The following is a 16,557-nucleotide window of genomic DNA, read 5'->3' on the forward strand; positions in this document are numbered from 1 at the left end:
GGCAAGTCTGCCGAGCCGACGCCCGAGGGCAACCGAACGAGCACGACACTCCGCCTGATCGCGATACCGCTGTGTCTTACCCTCGCTGACGGGCCGCCCAGGGCGCTGTCCCCAGGTGTCGAACCTGGTGGGACAGCACCGATGGGAACAGCACCGATGGGAACAGCGCCGATCCGGACTCGTCAGTCGGCCAGCGGCAGGTACACCCGGTTTCCGCTCGCCGCGAACTCCTTCGACTTCTCCAACATGCCCTCGGCGATCTCCTCCGCCGAGGCCCCGGCGGCCGCCCCGCTGCCGAACCGCTCGTTGATGCTCTGGCTGATCTTCATCGAGCAGAACTTCGGCCCGCACATCGAGCAGAAGTGTGCCGTCTTCGCCGGCTCCGCCGGGAGGGTCTCGTCGTGGAACTCCCGTGCCGTGTCCGGATCGAGAGCGAGGTTGAACTGGTCCTCCCAGCGGAACTCGAAACGGGCGTCGGACAGCGCGTCGTCCCAATCCTGCGCACCGGGATGCCCCTTGGCGAGGTCGGCTGCGTGGGCGGCGATCTTGTAGGTGATGACGCCGGTCTTGACGTCATCCCGGTTGGGCAGGCCCAGATGCTCCTTGGGCGTGACGTAGCAGAGCATGGCCGTGCCCCACCAGGCGATCATCGCGGCACCGATACCGGAGGTGATGTGGTCGTACGCCGGCGCGACGTCCGTCGTCAGCGGGCCGAGCGTATAGAACGGAGCTTCATCACAGATCTCCTGCTGAAGGTCGATGTTCTCCTTGATCTTGTGCATCGGGACATGTCCCGGGCCTTCGATCATCGTCTGAACATGGAAACGCTTCGCGATCCGGTTGAGTTCCCCGAGTGTCCTCAACTCCGCGAACTGCGCTGCGTCGTTGGCGTCCGAGATGGACCCCGGCCGCAAGCCGTCGCCCAGCGAGTACGTCACGTCGTAGGCGGCGAGGATCTCGCAGAGCTCCTCGAAGTTCTCGTAGAGGAACGACTCCTTGTGGTGCGCGAGGCACCAGGCCGCCATGATCGAACCACCGCGCGACACGATGCCGGTCTTACGGTTCGCGGTGAGCGGGACGTACGCGAGGCGGACACCGGCGTGCACCGTCATGTAGTCCACGCCCTGCTCGGCCTGCTCGATGACGGTGTCCTTGTAGATTTCCCAGGTCAGTTCCTCGGCGCGGCCGTCGACCTTCTCCAGCGCCTGGTAAAGCGGTACCGTGCCGATGGGAACGGGGGAGTTGCGCAGCACCCATTCACGGGTGGTGTGGATGTTGCGGCCGGTCGACAGGTCCATGACCGTGTCGGCGCCCCATCGGGTGGCCCAGGTCATCTTCTCGACCTCCTCCTCGATGGAGGACGTCACCGCCGAGTTGCCGATGTTGGCGTTGACCTTCACCAGGAACCGCTTGCCGATGATCATCGGCTCGATCTCCGGGTGGTTGACGTTGGCCGGCAACACGGCGCGGCCTGCCGCGATCTCCTCGCGAACCACCTCAGGAGAAACATTCTCCCGGAGGGCCACGAATTCCATCTCGGGTGTGATCTCCCCCCGGCGCGCATACGCGAGTTGGGTCACCGCCCCGCCGTCCCGACTGCGGCGCGGCAGACGCGGCCGACCCGGAAAGACCGCGTCGAGGTTGCGCAGACCACCGCGCGGTGAGGTGTGCTTGACGCCGTCGTCCTCGGGACGGACGGGACGGCCCGCGTACTCCTCCGTGTCTCCGCGGGCGATGATCCAGTTCTCACGCAGCGGCGACAGGCCCCTGCGGACGTCGGTGCTGGCGAGTGGATCGGTATACGGGCCGGAGGTGTCGTACAGGGTGACCGACTGCCCGTTGGTGAGATGCACCTGACGGACCGGCACCCGCACGTCGGGACGAGCGCCCTCGACGTACCCCTTGTGCCAGCCGACGGACTTCCTGGCCCCCGATTCGTTCACGTCGACCGCGCTTTCGCTGGTCGCGTTCTGCGTGAAGGCAGGCGTGCGTGCGTCCTTGTTGGTCATGAGACCTACTCCCTACGCCGGCATTACCCGGTAACAGGTTCGGCGGTCGACGCAGCGGCTACCGTCTGCCGATGTTTCATGTGAAACATCACTCCATAGGAGAGACGTTCCACGTGAAACATCGCGAAGACGAAGGTCAGCGCCCTCTCAGCCCGGTGCTCCGAGCTCCCGCGTGTGCAAAGGTTGCCTCCACGCTAGCGCCAATTCTGGCGCGGTGAACAGAGGGCTCGTGTCGTTCTTGCGATGATCGGTCGGTGACCACCACACACCAGCCCCCGTACCCACCTCCCGAGCCGCCCCGTCGCCTTGGCGCCAACAACGGCAGTGGCGACGGCAATGGCAATGGCGACGGACCCGGCAACGGCCCCGGAGGCGACCGCGACTTCGGCAACGGTCACGACCACCAGCGGGGCCCCGGCCACGGACCTGGATACGCCGGTGGTCTCGGCGGCCTGAGGCGCGCCGGAACTCCCAGCGGGCAGCGTGCCCGCTCCGGTGACGGGGCGGGGCCGATGTCGGCGTCAGGGCCGGGGACCGGGCCAGCGCCAGCGCCAGCGCCAGGGAACAGCGGAGGTTACGGACGCGGGCAAGGGCCTGCGAACGATCCGGGATACGGGACCGGGCAAGGATCCGGAAATGACCAGGGATACGGGACCGGGCAGGTGTACGGAACCGGGCCCGCGCGCGGGCGGGGCTACGGCGGCTCTGGCCCCCGTCATGGAGCTGAGCCTGGCCTTGCTCCTGGTGTCGGCGCCCGTCCTGGCCCCAACCCTGACCCCAATTCTGGCCCTGGCGACGGATATGGCTTTGACCGCAAAGTCGGTCATGGGCAGAACCTCGACGGTGGTCATGGTGGCGGCCCCGGTGAGAGGCGCGGGAAGGGGCACGCCGGCGGTCACGGCGAGGATCACGGCGACGGTCACAGCGGCGGCGGTCACGGCGGTCACGGCGATGGCCCGGGGGACATGCACGGCGCAGGTTCAGGTAGCGGGCACGGACCTTCACACGGTCACAGCCACAGTCACGGCCCGGCCGCCCCCGTCTCCCGGCACCTGCGCAAGGTCATCGCGGCCATCCTCATCCCGTTCGGTGCCGCGGTGCTGGTGGGCCTCGTGGTGCTGTGGCCCGGTGGAGCGCCGGCGCACGAGCGCACCGGAGTCGGGTTCGACCGGCAGACCCAGCAGGCCACGGTCACCAAGGTCGTGAGCGTGAACTGTGCGTCGGTGAACGCCTCGGGCGACGCTCCCACCGGCGACACCTCCACGGCCGAGGGGTCCTCCGCACAGCAGCAGGCGAGCGGCACCTGCAAGCGGGCCACGATCCGCGTGGACACCGGCAGCGACAAGGGCCGTACGTTCACCGAGATCGTCCAGCCGGACCAGTCACGGCAGTTGGAGCAGGACGAGAAGGTCGTGGTCGCCTACGAGCCCTCCGCGCCGAAGGACCTCCAGTACTCGGTCACCGACGTGAACCGTCGGATCCCCATGACGGTCCTGGCCCTCATCTTCGCGGTCGCCGTCGTGGTCGTCGGGCGGCTTCGGGGCGTCATGGCGCTGGTCGCGCTGGCCATCAGCTTCATGGTGCTGAACTTCTTCGTCCTGCCCGCGATCCTCCAGGGGTCGAACCCTCTGGTCGTGGCAGTGGTGGGGTCGAGCGCCATCATGCTGATCGCCCTCTATCTCTGTCACGGCCTCTCGGCCCGCACCTCCGTCGCGGTGCTCGGCACCCTGATCTCGCTGCTGCTGATCGGCATCCTCGGCTCGCTGTTCATCGACTGGGCCGCGCTGACCGGCAACACGGACGACAACACCGGCCTGATCCATGGCCTGTACCCGTCGATCGACATGAGCGGTCTGCTGCTCGCCGGGATCATCATCGGCTCGCTCGGCGTCCTCGACGACGTGACGGTCACGCAGACCTCGGCGGTCTGGGAACTGCACGAGGCCAACCCCGCGATGGGTTGGCGCGGCCTGTACCGGGCCGGCATCCGCATCGGGCGCGACCACATCGCCTCCGTGGTCAACACACTCGTCCTCGCCTACGCCGGTGCCGCACTGCCGCTGCTACTGCTCTTCTCGATCGCGCAGAGCAGCGTGGGTGCCGTCGCCAACAGCGAGCTGGTCGCCGAGGAGATCGTGCGCACGCTGGTGGGCTCGATCGGCCTGGTCGCCTCCGTACCCGTCACCACGGTTCTGGCGGCCCTGGTGGTGTCCGCCGACCGGCCGAGCTCCGGTAAGGCACCCGCGACGGCCCCGGAAGTGATTCCCGCTGCTTCGGTGGGAACGACGGCCTCGGGCACCGCCCAGGCACGGGGCGGCCGTGGGAAGCGGCGCAAGCGCTGAGCTGGCGCAAGCGCGGAGGCGAGGGGGCGCCCGAGTGCCGAGAACACCGGCCGACTCGGGCGTGTCCCTCACTTCTCCCGGTAGGGAAGAAGCGTTCCTGCACAATGCCCACCGTGGCGAAGCGTTCCGCCACCGATCGCCTCCACTCACCGCAGTCACGTCAGCCGGCGCTCTGCTCCTCGGCCAGGATCCGGTCCAGCGCCTCGTCCAAGTACGCGTCGAAGTCGGCGAGAGCACCCTCCTGGCCCAGCGGAACCAGCTTGTCGGTGCGATCGAGGAAGGCCACCAGCGGAGCCGCCGAGGAGCGGAACAGCGCCTGGTCACCGCCGACCTGAAGCCGGATCAGGACCTCCCCCAGCACGTCGGGATCCACCGGCGAGACGCGGACGTCCCCTTCGCCGCACGGCCTGCCCACCCCGTCGATGAGCAGCTCGCGCCCGAAGGTCCAGGTCACCGGGGCATCACCGGGCAGATGGAAGGTGAGTCGCACGGCGTACGGATCGCACGACTCGTAACCCAGCTCCACCGGGATGCGGAACGAGAGCTCCTCGGACACGAGGAAGCTCATCATGACCTCTGCCTGTACTGCCTGTACGGACTCGCGCATCGCCTTACCTCGTCATTTGCCGCCGACTGGCCGGGAATGGACCGTCTGACACTGCACGCATCTTGCTGAACGTACACAACAGATCACAAGGAGTGAGTTTTCAGATACTGATAGAGATCGCCAACGATCCCAGGAGCCGTCCGACCTCGCTCTGCAGTTGCCGGGCCGCGGGCAGCAGCCGATGGGCGTGATGGGCGGGGAGGGAGATCGCCATCGTGGCCGCTGTGGTCCCCACGGTGATCGGGATGGCCGCGCACACCGTGCCCACCGCATACTCCTGGCGCTCGACCACCGGTTCCATACGCGGCATCCGCTCCAGGCGCCGCAGCAGAAGGTGGTTGTCACGCACGGTGTACGGAGTGATCGACTGCACCGGGTAGCGGTCCAGGTGGTCGCGACGGGCGTCCTCGTCCAGCTGGGAGAGCAGGCACTGGCCGATGGCGTGCGCGTGTCCGGTCTCCCGGAAGTCGGCCCACTCCTCGACCGCCGGATTACCGGGAGTGTCGGAGACGCACATGATCTCGATCTCGCCGTCGCGGTATCTGGCGTAGTACACGGGGACACCGATGGAATCGCGCCATTGGGCGAGGGTGTCGGCAACCGTGCTGCGACGTTTCTGCGCCGCTCCACTCGTGCCGAGCCGCTCCGCCGCCTCACCGAGGAAGAACAGCCCTTTGTCCCGTCGCAGATAGCCCTCGTGTACGAGGGTGCGCAGCAGGTGGTAGGCCGTGGGCAGCGCGAGACCGGTCTCGCGGGCGAGTTGTTTGGCCGGAGCCCCGTACTCGTGCTCCGCGACGGATTCCAGCAGGCGCATGGCGCGCTGGACCGAGCCGATCAGAGTGGCCGCGGGGTGCGGATGCTCGGGGGTGGTCGTGTTCGGCGGGCGTTGCAGCGGAGGTGTGGAGGTAGGCGGCCGGGTGGGGGGTGCGTACGGTTCTGCGGATGCGGTGTCAACCATGACCAAGGGTCACTCCGAAGCGCGAGGGGGGCGGTCCGTGCGGGGAACACGGGAGGGGGGAGTACGCCACTCGCGGGGGTCGTCCCCGCGACGAGTTCCGGACTTTAACCGCCTGCCACCGCTTGCAGACGGACTGTCAGGGAAACTTCCCCCGGCCGAGGGAACCGGCGACTGCTGTTACCGATCACCGGCCGCCCGCACCGCTCACCAGTCGCTGCGCGACGAGGAACTCGACGTGAACTTCCTTACGACGTAGACCAGTCCGCCGACAAGCGCCACGAAGACCAGCAACTTGAAGAGCAGCCCGATCACGAACCCGACGACGCTGGCTATCAGGCCGCCGAACACGACCAGCGCGATGACCGGCACCGCGACCCACTTCACCCACCACGGCAGTCCCGCGAAGATCTCTTGCATCGCCCTTGTCCTCATCCTCTTCGGTCGATGTCCGGCGCCGTTGTCGGGCCGGAGCGTTTCGATGTCCTGCCGTCGATGCTAGGGCCGAAGGGGGTGCCAACGGGGGCCTCTGATCCCTTGTCCTCCCCTGACCGATCCCCTAGGGAACCCCGAGACTCCTGGTCAACCGGCAGTCGGAGAAGCTACGCACGGAGACGCGCCGCACGGAGCGGTTCAGCCCTCGGGCGGCGAGAACACGACCAGCACCCGCAGGTCCTCGCTGATGTGATGGAACTTGTGAGCGACCCCGGCCGGGACGTAGACCACGCTGCCGCGCGCCACCTGCGTGGTCTCCAGGCCGACGGTGATCGAGGCGCGCCCGCTCACGACGAAGTACACCTCGTCCTGGTTGTGCGGGTTCTGTGGATCATGGGCGCCCGCGTCCAGCGCGTACAGCCCGACCGACATGTTCCGCTCACGCAGGAACTGCAGGTAGGCACCGTCGTTGGCGGCTCGCTCCGCCTCCAGTTCATCCAATCGGAATGCCTTCATCGACCTTGTCCGCCCTCGTCCGGTGCTCGTTCGCGATCTCTCTGCCACGATCAGACACATGAAGAATTTCGTAGTCAAGACGATCGCCAACGCAGGCGCCCTGGCGGTCGCCGTCTGGCTGCTCGACAAGATCACCCTGACCGGTGACAGCACGGGCAAGAAGGTCGGCACCCTCATAGTCGTCGCACTGCTTTTCGGCGTGGTGAACTTCATGGTCAAGCCGATCGTGAAGGTGCTGACCTTTCCCCTGTTCATCCTCACGCTGGGACTGATCACCCTGGTGGTCAACGCCCTGATGCTGCTGCTGACCTCGTGGCTGGCCGACAAACTCGACCTGAGCTTCCACGTGGAGGGCTTCTGGACCGCGGTGCTGGGCGGTCTGATCATCTCCGTCGTCTCCTGGGCACTCAACGTCGTCATGCCCGACGGCGACTGAGCCCTCGATGACCTACCGCGTCTGCTTCGTCTGCACGGGCAACATCTGCCGCTCGCCGATGGCCGAGTCGGTCTTCCGTGCGCGCGTGGACGACGCCGGCCTCGACGGGCTGATCAAGGTCGACAGCGCCGGCACGGGCGACTGGCACGAGGGCGAGAACGCCGATCCGCGCGCACTCTCCGTCCTGGAGGAGCACGGATACACCCTCGACCACACGGCCCGGCGCTTCGAGCCGTCCTGGTTCGCCCGCCTCGACCTCGTCATAGCCCTCGACTCCGGCCATCTCGAGGCCCTGCGCCTCCTCGCACCCACCGAGGAGGACGCGGCGAAGGTACGGCTGCTGCGTTCGTACGCCCGCTCCTCGCCCTCCCACCGCTCCTCGACGAGTGCGCCGCCGGTCCCTTCCAGTCCGGACTGCGGCGACCTGGACGTACCCGACCCCTACTACGGGGGCCGGATCGGCTTCGAGGAGTGCCTTGAGATGGTGGAGGAGGCGAGCGCCGGTCTGCTCGCCGCCGTACGTGACGACGTGGAAGGACGAGCGACATGAACGAATTCACCGAGGGAGAGCTTCCCGGAGGCCCCGGCGAGGGCACGCGCGCGGTGCGGGCGGGGTTGCCCGAGCCGGTGAAGCACGAGCCGACCCTCCCCGGGCCGGTGTTCGCTGCGCACTTCCACCTGCCGGGCGAGCCGACCGGCCCGTACACCTACGGCCGCGACGAGAACCCGACCTGGACCCACCTCGAGCGGGCCATCGGCGAGCTCGAGGCGCCGGGCCGGGAAGGCGTCGAGACGCTTGTCTTCGCCTCCGGCATGGCCGCGATCTCGTCAGTGCTGTTCTCGCAGCTGCGGGCCGGGGACACCGTCGTGCTGCCCGACGACGGCTACCAGGCACTGCCCCTGGTGCGTGCGCAGTTGGAGGCGTACGGCATCGAGGTACGCACCGCGCCGACCGGCGGCGACGCCCAACTGGACGTCCTGGACGGCGCGAAGCTGCTGTGGATCGAGTCGCCCTCGAATCCCGGGCTCGATGTGTGCGACATCAGGCGGCTCGTCGAGGCGGCACACACGCGTGGCGCCCTGGTGGCCGTGGACAACACGCTCGCCACCCCGCTCGGACAGCGTCCGCTGGACCTCGGCGCCGACTTCTCGGTGGCCAGCGGTACCAAGCAGCTCACGGGCCACGGTGACGTCCTCCTCGGCTACGTCACCGGGCGGGCCGGCGAACCGATGACAGCCGTACGGCGCTGGCGCAAGATCGTCGGGGCGATTCCCGGCCCCATGGAGGCCTGGCTCGCGCACCGGTCGATCGCCACGCTCCAGATGCGTGTCGACCGCCAGAACGCCACCGCCATGGCGCTCGCCGAGGCACTGCGGGGGAGGCCCGAGGTGACCGGGCTGCGGTACCCGGGGCTGCCGGACGATCCCTCGCACAAGGTGGCCTCACGGCAGATGCGTCGCTACGGCTGCGTGCTCTCCTTCACGCTGTCCACGCGTGCGCGTGCCGAGCGTTTCCTCGAGAAACTGCGGCTCGTGGAGGACGCGACGAGTTTCGGCGGAGTGCGCTCCACCGCGGAGCGGCGCGGGCGCTGGGGCGGGGACGCGGTGCCGGAGGGCTTCATCCGGCTGTCCGTCGGTGCCGAGGATCCCGAGGATCTGGTGGCGGATGTGCTGCACGCGCTGAAGGAGTCGGCGCGGTGACCGCCTCAGGGAACCCCGGCAGGGGTCCCGTCACCTACAACGGACGGTCCGAGCCTCCCCCCTCGTGGCTCGGACCGTCCTCGGTTCTGCACACGAAGAACCGCGCGCACAAGGCTAGTTGACTCTGTGTCAGTGTCCAATCACAGTAGCGACAGAGACCTATCGACTTATTTATAGTTGGGCCCTGCCTCGGAGCTGGAAGAAAGGCAGGGAAACGGGAGGACGCTCCATGGATCTGGCCTTGCTGCGCACCTTCGTGACCGTGCACCGGGCCGGCTCCTTCACTCGCGCCGCCGCCCTGCTGGGACTGTCCCAGCCGGCCGTCACCTCGCAGATCCGCACGCTGGAGCGGCAGCTGGGCCGACCACTGTTCCTTCGGCAGGCCCGTGGCGTGACACCGACGAGCATCGGCGACGAACTCGCGCACAAGGCCGCACCCCATCTCGACGCCCTGGTGGAGATCGCCGAGACCGGCCTCGACGACGAGTCCGCCGTGCGGACGCTGCACGTCGCCGGTCCCCCCGAATTCACCGCCGAGCGGGCCCTTCCCGCGCTCACTCGGCTGTCCGACGGCGGCGGACAGGGATTCACCCTGCGTGCCTCCTTCGGAACCGCCGAGGAGGTCCTGGAGGGCCTGGCCGCCGGCCACCACGACCTGGCCATCAGCACGGCTCGGCCGCGCGGGGCACTGCTCACCGCCACTCCGCTGTGCGACGAGGAACACGTCCTGGTAGCCGCCCCTCATTGGGACGAGCGGATCGACTCCGGGAAACCGTGCCGCAGGGGCGCGTCCGCGCTGGAGAACCTCCCGGTCGTCGAGGTCCACGAGTCGCTGCCCCTGGTCTCCCGCTACTGGGCCTCCGTCTTCGACTCCCGCCCCGCCGCCTCGGGCACCGTCATCGTTCCCGACCTGCGCGCGGTCCTCGCCTGTGCCGTCGCGGGCGCCGGTCTGGCGGTCCTGCCGCGCTATCTGTGCGCTGCCGCTCTCGAGCGCGGTGACGTTGTCGCACTGCACGAGCCGGCCGTGCCGCCGCTACGGACCTACGTCCTGGTGGTGCGCACCGGGACGCTGGCGATGCCGCATGTCGCGCGAGCGCACGAGTGGCTGTTGGCGTCGGCCGGCGCTTGGTACTGACACGTATTTTGGAGCATTGTCACGCGATGAGCCCGCCCGGTGACAATTCGCGATGTTTCACGTGGAACCAACCGGGCCACATTTCTCCCATGACCGTCCGACCCGTGGTCAAGCGCACCGCACGAGCCGTTCTGCTGGACGGCGACCATCTGATCCTGATCAAGCGCACCAAGCCCGGTGTGGATCCCTACTGGGTCACGCCCGGTGGTGGGGTCGAACCGGATGACACGACCGTCGTGGACGCCCTGCACCGCGAGGTGTACGAGGAACTGGGCGCCAAGATCGCCGATGTGGTGCCCTGCTTCGTCGACACCGTCGAGCACATCGGTGAGGACGGGGGTGCGACCGGGGTGAAGGTGCAGCACTTCTTCGTCTGCCGCCTGGAATCCATGGACCCGGCCCTGCGGCACGGCCCCGAGATCGAGGAACCCGCCGGCGAGTACGAGATCGTCCGCGTGCCGTTCACCCGGGTCGGGATCGCGTCCGTCCACCTCGTACCGCTGTCGCTGCGGCACTACCTCGACGGCAACATCGAGGGCGTCCGCGCCATGCACGCACCCGACCTCGGCTGAGGTCCGGAGCCCGGTCCTTCGGAGCCCAGCCCCTCCGGGCCCGCTCCGGAATGTTCTAGGAGGGCCGGATCAGCTGTAGGCGGCGACGAGTTCCTCGACCGAGTCGTGACGTATGCGCTTTGAGGGGATTCCGGCACCCCGCAGGGCGTCCACCCCACTGCGGATCATGCCGGGCGGACCGGAGACATACGCGTCGTACTCGGCCCAGGGCCCGAAGGCGCGTATCGCATAAGGCAGCTGGAGGTGACCGTGCCGGTCGACCACCGGACGGACCTCCAGCCAGGGGTGGGACCGCTGGAGCCGGAGCATCGTGTCGATGTCGTACAGATCGTGGTCGCTGCGCGCGCCGTAGAACACCTCGACCGGGCGTCGCGTGCCGTGCTCGGCGACGTCCTCGACCAGCGCCTTGATGGGGGCTATGCCGGTGCCGCCGCCCAGGCAGAGCAGTCCGCTGTCTCTGGTGTGGTCGACGGTCATCGAACCGGCCGGCGGCCCGAGCCGGACGACGTCTCCCGGCCGGGCGCGGTGCACCAGGGCGTTGGAGACCCAGCCCGCGGGCACGGCCTTCACGTGGAACACCAGCAGACCGTCGGACCGCGGAGTGGAGGCGAAGGAGTAGTGCCGCCAGATCCGCGGCCACCACGGCGTCTCCAGGCTCGCGTACTGCCCGGCGAGGAAGGGGTAGGGCTGGTTGGGGCGGACGGTGAGGATCGCCACGTCCGGCCTTCTGCGGTCGTGTGTGACGACCTCCGCGTACCACCAGGCCGGTGCGCGCAGCTCGTCCGCGGCCGCCGCGTCGATCATGACCTGGGAGATCGTGGTGTAAGTCCGGACCCAGGCTGCTTCCGTCTCGGCGCTCCACATGGTGTCCGCGTACTTGCTCAGCGCGCCGATGAGGCACTCCCCGACGGCCGGATAGTGCTCGGCGCGCGTGCCGTACTTGCGGTGACCGCGGCCGAGGTTTCGGAGGTATGCGACAAGGACCGCGCGGTTGTCGATGTGTTCGGCGGCCGTGAGCAGTGCCTTGAGGAGCCGGTCCCGTTGGGCGTCCATCGCGGGCGGGAAGAGCGAACGCAGGTCGGGGTGGCGGACGAAGAGCAGCGCGTAGAAGTACGACGTGACCTTGTCGGCCACCGGGGCCACCTCGGCCATGGTGCGCCGGACGAGGACGGCGTCGGGAGACGCGTCCCTGAGGGGCGCGGACCACTGAACGGGCACGTGGGAGTCGACGGGCGCGGCTGCGAACCGCTGCACGGACGAGCTGGGCGCTGCTGGTGCCTGCCGGGCGGTTGTGCCGAGCTCGGCAGATGCCTGCCGCTGAGCAGGTACCTGAGGTTCCGGGTGGCTCCGAAGGGCGTCGGGTGCCTCGGAAGGGGCCTGCCCTCCGGACAGGGCCGGTGGTTCGGGTGGGGCGGGTCGTTCGGATGAGGCCGGTGTCCGGGGCTGCCCGGAGGCGGGTGTCTCGACGGAGGGCGGGACCTCGTCGAGGGATCCCGGCCAGGTCGGCGACTGGGGCGGTGCGCTCGCAGGAACTGCCGACGCATCGCGGGCCGACAGGTCCGGCTCTGTGCGGCGCCGGGCGTCCGTGCTGCCACCATGGGGCGGGCCTTCGTGGGCGTCGACCGTCTTCCGGCCCACCGGGCGCAGCGCGGCCAGACGACGGCCCTCGGAAGCCCCCTGCCCACCAGCCGGCTCCGGCTGCTTGTGCGGTGTGAACCATCCGTCCCCGCCGCCGGACGTGCCGTTGTCGGCCGACCTGCTGGTCGGAGCGTCCATGGTGTGCCTCGCCTCGAACATCTTTCGGTAGGTCTGCGCACTTCCCGGATCGGAAGGTGCCTGCTTCCTCCGCAGACGGCTTGTTTTCCGTTCGGTTCCACGACCGGCACAGGCGCGGTCCGTCCGCAGTCGGCCCTCGCAGGTATATACAAAAGGGCGCTTGGCCGGGGTGATGTGGCGCTCCCACCGCAGCGTCCCACCCTGAACGGGCACCTCGGTCGGATCACCGGAAATGCGGGTCTTCGACACCTCCGTCCCGTTAGGCTGCATTGCCTAGTTCCCGGCCGTGCGAAATGCGCGCACCGCGTCTCGCGACTTCGTCCCGGAAGCGAACCGGAGTCGACCATACCGGCCGCCGCCCACCGCTTGGGTACCCCTCTCGCACCCCCGGAACGCGCTCGGCATTCGACCTGGGGTTTTCCTCAACCAGTCGTCGTAGCACACACCAATTCATAGGCACCCCATAGATCCTTCCCCACGTAGGAGTGGGTCGCGAGGCCCGACAGATGGCGGTCCGCGTTGACCGCCACGGAGACCGGAACAGCCCCGAACAGATCCTTGTCGGAGAGCGAATCGCCGTACGCCACGCAGTCTTCCCGGGTCACTCCGAACTCAGTGCACAGCCGGTCGGCGATCAGCACCTTCGCTGCCGCGCTCAACACTCCCGCCGGGTCCACGGGCTCGGCGAAAGGGAGCGCCGGGAAACGGGATCCATAGGCCGCGTGGGCGCCCCAGCCCGTGAGTCTTTCCACGAAGAAGGAAGGCGAGAGCGAGACGACGGCGCAGTACTCTCCTCTGCGTCTGATCTCCGCCCAGACATCGCGGATGCGTGCCAGCCACGGCGCCTCTTCGAACGCCGCCGTCACATGTTCCTCCGTGAGCGGTGCCCAGAGGTCACACACCTGTGTCGCGTACTCCGGCGGCCCTATCAACCCCGCTGAGATCGACTGCTCAAGCACCACCGTCGCGGCCTCCACGCCGAGTTGCCGTGAAATCTCCAAAGGCGCGGAAGTGCCGTGCAGCAGCGTGCCGTCAAGGTCGAAGAGGTGAAGTCTCGCCATGGCCCGAGGCTAGTGGGGAGTCCTGTCACCTCTCTGAGAATGCTTCTCCAGAGGCACCATTCGCCGCTGTTTCACGTGAAACACTCTCCCTCGCTGCCGACGCATTGCGCGGTGGGCCGCGACATGGCCAAAAGCACGTCCGTCCCAGGGGAAACGGGTGGACGCCGAGGGTACTGGTCGGACAGCCTGACCTGCGTGCCGACTCCTTCCCTCACCGCGCTGCCCATTCGCCGTCTGACGCACCGTGATCTCACCGCCTGCGCCGACTTGTCCGAGGACCGGGGGTGGCCGCGCGAGGAGCACAAGTGGGGCTTCCTCCTCTCGGCCGGAACGGGGTACGGCATCGACGACCCCGACGGGGGGCTCGTCAGCGCCTGCGTCGTCACCGAGTACGGCCCGCACGGCCGTCCTGCCCTCGGCGCCATCGGCATGGTGCTGGTCGCCGAGCGGCACGCCCGGCAGGGCATCGGTCGACGGCTGATGCGGCACGTTGCCTCGCTGATGGGCACCACCCCGCTGACCCTGCACGCCACACCGAACGGCCGCCCGCTCTACGAGAAGTTGGGCTTCAAGATCACAGGCCGGGCGGAAATGGTGCAGGGGCGCTTCACGCCGGGCGGACCGGCTTCGGACGTCGTCACCCGTGCGGCCACGGCCGAGGACCTCATCGCGATCCTCCGGATCGACGAGGAGGTCTTCGGGACCGAACGCACCCATGTGATCACCCGTCTTCCCGCCTTCGCCGACCAGTTGCGGGTTGCCGAGGACGAGGGCCGCATCATCGGCTACGCGGCCGCCTGGCCCAACATGGACACCCAGGTCGTGGGTCCGCTCATCGCCAGGGACACGGCGACCGCGAAAGCACTGCTGGCCTCCCTCGCCGCCCGCACCGACCGGCCGCTGCGCACCGATATCGACGTACGGCACGAGGAACTGCTGACGTGGGTGAAGGCACGGGGCCTGGAATCCGTCGCCTTCAACGCCGTGATGGCCCAGGGGATCGCGGAGTTGCCGGGCGACTGGCGCCGCCGGTTCGCGCCGCTGACCGTGGCGGCCGGCTGAAGCCGGAGGACACGAAGGCGGGAGATACGAAGGCGGGAGATACGAAGGCGGAAGACGCGAAGGAATGCCGGTTCCCCGTGAGGGGCGGGAACCGGCGTTCTTCGTGGCCACGCCAGGTCAGACGAGCGACTCCACGGCGGCTGCCGCGAAGCCGTGGTCCTGCTCCGGCGCCCCGCCCCCGACCCCGACCGCGCCGATCAGACGGCCGTCGCGACGCACCGGCACACCACCGGCGATGAACAGCAGTGGCCGGTCGAGCGCGGTGGGCAGGGTGTGGAAGGGGCCGCCGGGCTGCACGGCGTCGACGAGGTCGGCGGTGGGGGCGTTCAGCTGAAGCGCCGTGTACGCCTTGCGCGTGCTCGTCTCCCCGGAGATCAGTACGGCCCGGTCATCACGCCGGAAGGCCAGCAGATGGCCGCCCGCGTCCAGAACGGTGACGCTGACCGTGGCCCCGGCGGCCTCGGCGGCACGACGGGCGGCGGTGACGAGGGCTTCGGCGTCGTGGATGGTCAGGGGAGCGACGATGGTGGTGCTCATGAGGACTTCTCCTTGCGGTGTGGACGGGAGTCCGGCATTGCCGGTGATTTCGGTGCTGCCGCGATCGGTGCGGTCGAGCACCGCCGCGGATGACGGCCGGGCGTCGGTCCGCCGGGACGGCCCCCGCTCGGTGGGGTGGCCGGCGGACTTCACCGCTGGACGGCCGTCTGCCGCTCGCCGGGCGTTCCCCCGGTGACGACGGCACCGGGGGCACCGGCATCGCCACGGGTGTTGTCGCGGCGCTCAAGCGCGGCCGAGACGACGGCGAGGAGCAGGGCACCTGCGGCGAGGGCGGAACCGACCCAGTTCGGGGCGGTGTAGCCCCGTCCGGCGGCGATGACGAGGCCGCCGAGCCAGGCGGACAGTGCGTTGCCGAGGTTGAAGGCGCCGATGTTGACCGCGGACGCCAGCGTCGGCGCGCCGTGGGCCTGGTCCAGGACCCGCTTCTGCAGCGGCGGGACGGTGGCGAAGCCCAGGGCGCCGATCAGGGCGATCGTGACGGCCGCCAAGACCTTGTTGTGGGCGGTCAGCGTGAAGAGCGCGAGGACGACCGCCAGGGCGCCCAGGGAGACGTACAGCATCGGCATCAGCGCGCGGTCGGCGTACTTGCCGCCGACGAGGTTGCCGCCGACCATGCCGAGCCCGAAGAGGACCAGCAGCCAGGTGACCGATTCGTCGGCGAATCCGGCCACGTGGGTCATCATCGGCGCGATGTAGGTGATGGCCGCGAAGACACCGCCGAAGCCGAGGACGGTCATCGCCATGGCGAGCAGCACCTGGGCGTTCTTGAAGGCGGCCAGTTCGTGCCGCAGGCGCACGCCGTCGGCCCGCGGCATCTCGGGCACGAGCCTGGCGATGCCGGCCAGGCCCACGACGCCGAGTACGGCGACAATGGCGAAGGTGACGCGCCAGCCGACGTTCTGTCCGACGAGAGTGCCCAGCGGTACCCCCACGACGTTGGCGACGGTGAGGCCGGTGAACATCATCGCGATGGCCCGGGCCTTCTTGTCCGGTGCGACGAGGTCCGCGGCAACGACCGAGCCGATACCGAAGAACGCACCATGGGCGAGCGAGGCGACCACTCGGCCGATCAGCATCACGGCGAACGACGGGGCGACGGCGGAGAGCAGGTTGCCGACGATGAACAGGCCCATCAGCAGCATCAGCATCCGCTTGCGGGAAACCTTGGTGCCGAGGACGGTCATCAGCGGGGCGCCGAACATGACACCGAGCGCGTAGCCGGTCACGAGGAAGCCGGCCGTGGGGATGGAGACACCGAAGTCGCCCGCGACCTCGGGCAGCAGCCCCATGATCACGAACTCGGTCGTCCCGATTCCGAAGGCCCCGATCGCGAGAGCCAGAAGCGCGAGAGGCATAGGGGGTAACACCTTCCCAGACGATTGCAGATGCGCT

16 protein-coding genes and 1 riboswitch are annotated in these 16,557 nt (G+C 68.8%); of the genes, 7 read left to right on the forward strand and 9 right to left on the reverse strand.

Annotated elements, in window-relative coordinates:
- Nucleotides 1-182 precede the first annotated feature (182 nt).
- Nucleotides 183-2,009 (reverse strand): phosphomethylpyrimidine synthase ThiC, encoded by a 1,827-nt coding sequence (gene thiC / locus ACFWBB_RS03270; protein WP_385266253.1) that lies wholly within the window; start codon nucleotides 2,007-2,009, stop codon nucleotides 183-185.
- Nucleotides 2,002-2,191: riboswitch (TPP riboswitch) on the reverse strand. (Overlaps the previous gene by 8 nt.)
- Before the next feature lie 783 nt (nucleotides 2,192-2,974).
- On the opposite strand from thiC, the gene ACFWBB_RS03275 reads away from it, so the two are divergent.
- Nucleotides 2,975-4,351, forward strand: coding sequence for a YibE/F family protein (locus ACFWBB_RS03275; RefSeq protein ID WP_385266256.1), 1,377 nt, complete (start codon nucleotides 2,975-2,977; stop codon nucleotides 4,349-4,351).
- A gap of 160 nt (nucleotides 4,352-4,511) precedes the next feature.
- Here the strand turns inward: ACFWBB_RS03275 and ACFWBB_RS03280 are convergent, their stop codons facing one another.
- The 4 genes from ACFWBB_RS03280 to ACFWBB_RS03295 form a co-directional block, all read right to left on the reverse strand.
- The gene (locus ACFWBB_RS03280; protein WP_385266258.1) at nucleotides 4,512-4,958 is read right to left on the reverse strand and encodes an SsgA family sporulation/cell division regulator; all 447 of its coding nucleotides are present in this window, start codon (nucleotides 4,956-4,958) and stop codon (nucleotides 4,512-4,514) included.
- 100 nt (nucleotides 4,959-5,058) lie between these two features.
- Complete coding sequence (locus ACFWBB_RS03285) at nucleotides 5,059-5,916, reverse strand: IclR family transcriptional regulator (protein WP_385266261.1); 858 nt, start codon at nucleotides 5,914-5,916, stop codon at nucleotides 5,059-5,061.
- Between the two features lie 204 nt (nucleotides 5,917-6,120).
- Nucleotides 6,121-6,333, reverse strand: coding sequence for a DUF5326 family protein (locus ACFWBB_RS03290; RefSeq protein WP_385266264.1), 213 nt, complete (start codon nucleotides 6,331-6,333; stop codon nucleotides 6,121-6,123).
- A 213-nt stretch (nucleotides 6,334-6,546) separates the two neighbouring features.
- The gene (locus ACFWBB_RS03295; RefSeq protein ID WP_385266266.1) at nucleotides 6,547-6,864 is read right to left on the reverse strand and encodes a cupin domain-containing protein; all 318 of its coding nucleotides are present in this window, start codon (nucleotides 6,862-6,864) and stop codon (nucleotides 6,547-6,549) included.
- A 58-nt stretch (nucleotides 6,865-6,922) separates the two neighbouring features.
- Between ACFWBB_RS03295 and ACFWBB_RS03300 the strand changes: the two genes are divergently transcribed.
- The 5 genes from ACFWBB_RS03300 to ACFWBB_RS03320 all read left to right on the forward strand — a co-directional run bounded on the left by ACFWBB_RS03300 (nucleotide 6,923) and on the right by ACFWBB_RS03320 (nucleotide 10,708).
- On the forward strand, nucleotides 6,923-7,300 hold the full coding sequence (locus tag ACFWBB_RS03300; protein ID WP_385266269.1) for a phage holin family protein: 378 nt from the start codon (nucleotides 6,923-6,925) through the stop codon (nucleotides 7,298-7,300).
- A gap of 7 nt (nucleotides 7,301-7,307) precedes the next feature.
- Entirely contained in the window at nucleotides 7,308-7,850 is a 543-nt protein-coding gene (locus tag ACFWBB_RS03305) for a low molecular weight protein-tyrosine-phosphatase (RefSeq protein ID WP_385266271.1), read from the forward strand.
- Nucleotides 7,847-9,001 carry a cystathionine gamma-lyase gene (locus tag ACFWBB_RS03310; RefSeq protein ID WP_385266273.1) on the forward strand — a complete coding sequence of 385 codons (1,155 nt, stop codon included), beginning with the start codon at nucleotides 7,847-7,849 and terminating at the stop codon, nucleotides 8,999-9,001. Before ACFWBB_RS03305 ends, ACFWBB_RS03310 begins: the two co-directional genes overlap by 4 nt.
- A gap of 229 nt (nucleotides 9,002-9,230) precedes the next feature.
- The gene (locus tag ACFWBB_RS03315) at nucleotides 9,231-10,136 is read left to right on the forward strand and encodes a LysR family transcriptional regulator (protein ID WP_385266275.1); all 906 of its coding nucleotides are present in this window, start codon (nucleotides 9,231-9,233) and stop codon (nucleotides 10,134-10,136) included.
- An 89-nt stretch (nucleotides 10,137-10,225) separates the two neighbouring features.
- Complete coding sequence (locus ACFWBB_RS03320) at nucleotides 10,226-10,708, forward strand: NUDIX domain-containing protein (RefSeq protein ID WP_385266277.1); 483 nt, start codon at nucleotides 10,226-10,228, stop codon at nucleotides 10,706-10,708.
- A gap of 69 nt (nucleotides 10,709-10,777) precedes the next feature.
- Here ACFWBB_RS03320 and ACFWBB_RS03325 read toward each other — a convergent pair whose 3' ends face one another.
- Both ACFWBB_RS03325 and ACFWBB_RS03330 read right to left on the reverse strand, forming a co-directional pair.
- Nucleotides 10,778-12,484 carry a globin domain-containing protein gene (locus ACFWBB_RS03325; protein WP_385266279.1) on the reverse strand — a complete coding sequence of 569 codons (1,707 nt, stop codon included), beginning with the start codon at nucleotides 12,482-12,484 and terminating at the stop codon, nucleotides 10,778-10,780.
- Nucleotides 12,485-12,906: 422 nt separating this feature from the next.
- The gene (locus ACFWBB_RS03330) at nucleotides 12,907-13,545 is read right to left on the reverse strand and encodes an HAD family hydrolase (RefSeq protein WP_385266283.1); all 639 of its coding nucleotides are present in this window, start codon (nucleotides 13,543-13,545) and stop codon (nucleotides 12,907-12,909) included.
- A 195-nt stretch (nucleotides 13,546-13,740) separates the two neighbouring features.
- Between ACFWBB_RS03330 and ACFWBB_RS03335 the strand changes: the two genes are divergently transcribed.
- Nucleotides 13,741-14,607 carry a GNAT family N-acetyltransferase gene (locus tag ACFWBB_RS03335; protein WP_385266285.1) on the forward strand — a complete coding sequence of 289 codons (867 nt, stop codon included), beginning with the start codon at nucleotides 13,741-13,743 and terminating at the stop codon, nucleotides 14,605-14,607.
- 117 nt (nucleotides 14,608-14,724) lie between these two features.
- On the opposite strand, the gene ACFWBB_RS03340 is transcribed toward ACFWBB_RS03335, so the two are convergent.
- Both ACFWBB_RS03340 and ACFWBB_RS03345 read right to left on the reverse strand, forming a co-directional pair.
- Complete coding sequence (locus ACFWBB_RS03340; RefSeq protein WP_385266288.1) at nucleotides 14,725-15,144, reverse strand: heme-binding protein; 420 nt, start codon at nucleotides 15,142-15,144, stop codon at nucleotides 14,725-14,727.
- 149 nt (nucleotides 15,145-15,293) lie between these two features.
- On the reverse strand, nucleotides 15,294-16,520 hold the full coding sequence (locus ACFWBB_RS03345; protein ID WP_385266290.1) for an MFS transporter: 1,227 nt from the start codon (nucleotides 16,518-16,520) through the stop codon (nucleotides 15,294-15,296).
- Nucleotides 16,521-16,557: the final 37 nt, after the last annotated feature.

Origin of the sequence: Streptomyces sp. NPDC060000 (assembly GCF_042737375.1) — a bacterium.
GTDB lineage: Bacteria > Actinomycetota > Actinomycetes > Streptomycetales > Streptomycetaceae > Streptomyces.

Excerpts from the sequence above, each read along its gene's own strand:
- thiC (WP_385266253.1), bottom strand. The coding sequence starts at position 2,009 with ATGACCAACAAGGACGCACGCACGCCTGCCTTCACGCAGAACGCGACC.
- ACFWBB_RS03275 (WP_385266256.1), top strand. The coding sequence starts at position 2,975 with ATGCACGGCGCAGGTTCAGGTAGCGGGCACGGACCTTCACACGGTCAC.
- ACFWBB_RS03280 (WP_385266258.1), bottom strand. The coding sequence starts at position 4,958 with ATGCGCGAGTCCGTACAGGCAGTACAGGCAGAGGTCATGATGAGCTTC.
- ACFWBB_RS03285 (WP_385266261.1), bottom strand. The coding sequence starts at position 5,916 with ATGGTTGACACCGCATCCGCAGAACCGTACGCACCCCCCACCCGGCCG.
- ACFWBB_RS03290 (WP_385266264.1), bottom strand. The coding sequence starts at position 6,333 with ATGCAAGAGATCTTCGCGGGACTGCCGTGGTGGGTGAAGTGGGTCGCG.
- ACFWBB_RS03295 (WP_385266266.1), bottom strand. The coding sequence starts at position 6,864 with ATGAAGGCATTCCGATTGGATGAACTGGAGGCGGAGCGAGCCGCCAAC.
- ACFWBB_RS03300 (WP_385266269.1), top strand. The coding sequence starts at position 6,923 with ATGAAGAATTTCGTAGTCAAGACGATCGCCAACGCAGGCGCCCTGGCG.
- ACFWBB_RS03305 (WP_385266271.1), top strand. The coding sequence starts at position 7,308 with ATGACCTACCGCGTCTGCTTCGTCTGCACGGGCAACATCTGCCGCTCG.
- ACFWBB_RS03310 (WP_385266273.1), top strand. The coding sequence starts at position 7,847 with ATGAACGAATTCACCGAGGGAGAGCTTCCCGGAGGCCCCGGCGAGGGC.
- ACFWBB_RS03315 (WP_385266275.1), top strand. The coding sequence starts at position 9,231 with ATGGATCTGGCCTTGCTGCGCACCTTCGTGACCGTGCACCGGGCCGGC.
- ACFWBB_RS03320 (WP_385266277.1), top strand. The coding sequence starts at position 10,226 with ATGACCGTCCGACCCGTGGTCAAGCGCACCGCACGAGCCGTTCTGCTG.
- ACFWBB_RS03325 (WP_385266279.1), bottom strand. The coding sequence starts at position 12,484 with ATGGACGCTCCGACCAGCAGGTCGGCCGACAACGGCACGTCCGGCGGC.
- ACFWBB_RS03330 (WP_385266283.1), bottom strand. The coding sequence starts at position 13,545 with ATGGCGAGACTTCACCTCTTCGACCTTGACGGCACGCTGCTGCACGGC.
- ACFWBB_RS03340 (WP_385266288.1), bottom strand. The coding sequence starts at position 15,144 with ATGAGCACCACCATCGTCGCTCCCCTGACCATCCACGACGCCGAAGCC.
- ACFWBB_RS03345 (WP_385266290.1), bottom strand. The coding sequence starts at position 16,520 with ATGCCTCTCGCGCTTCTGGCTCTCGCGATCGGGGCCTTCGGAATCGGG.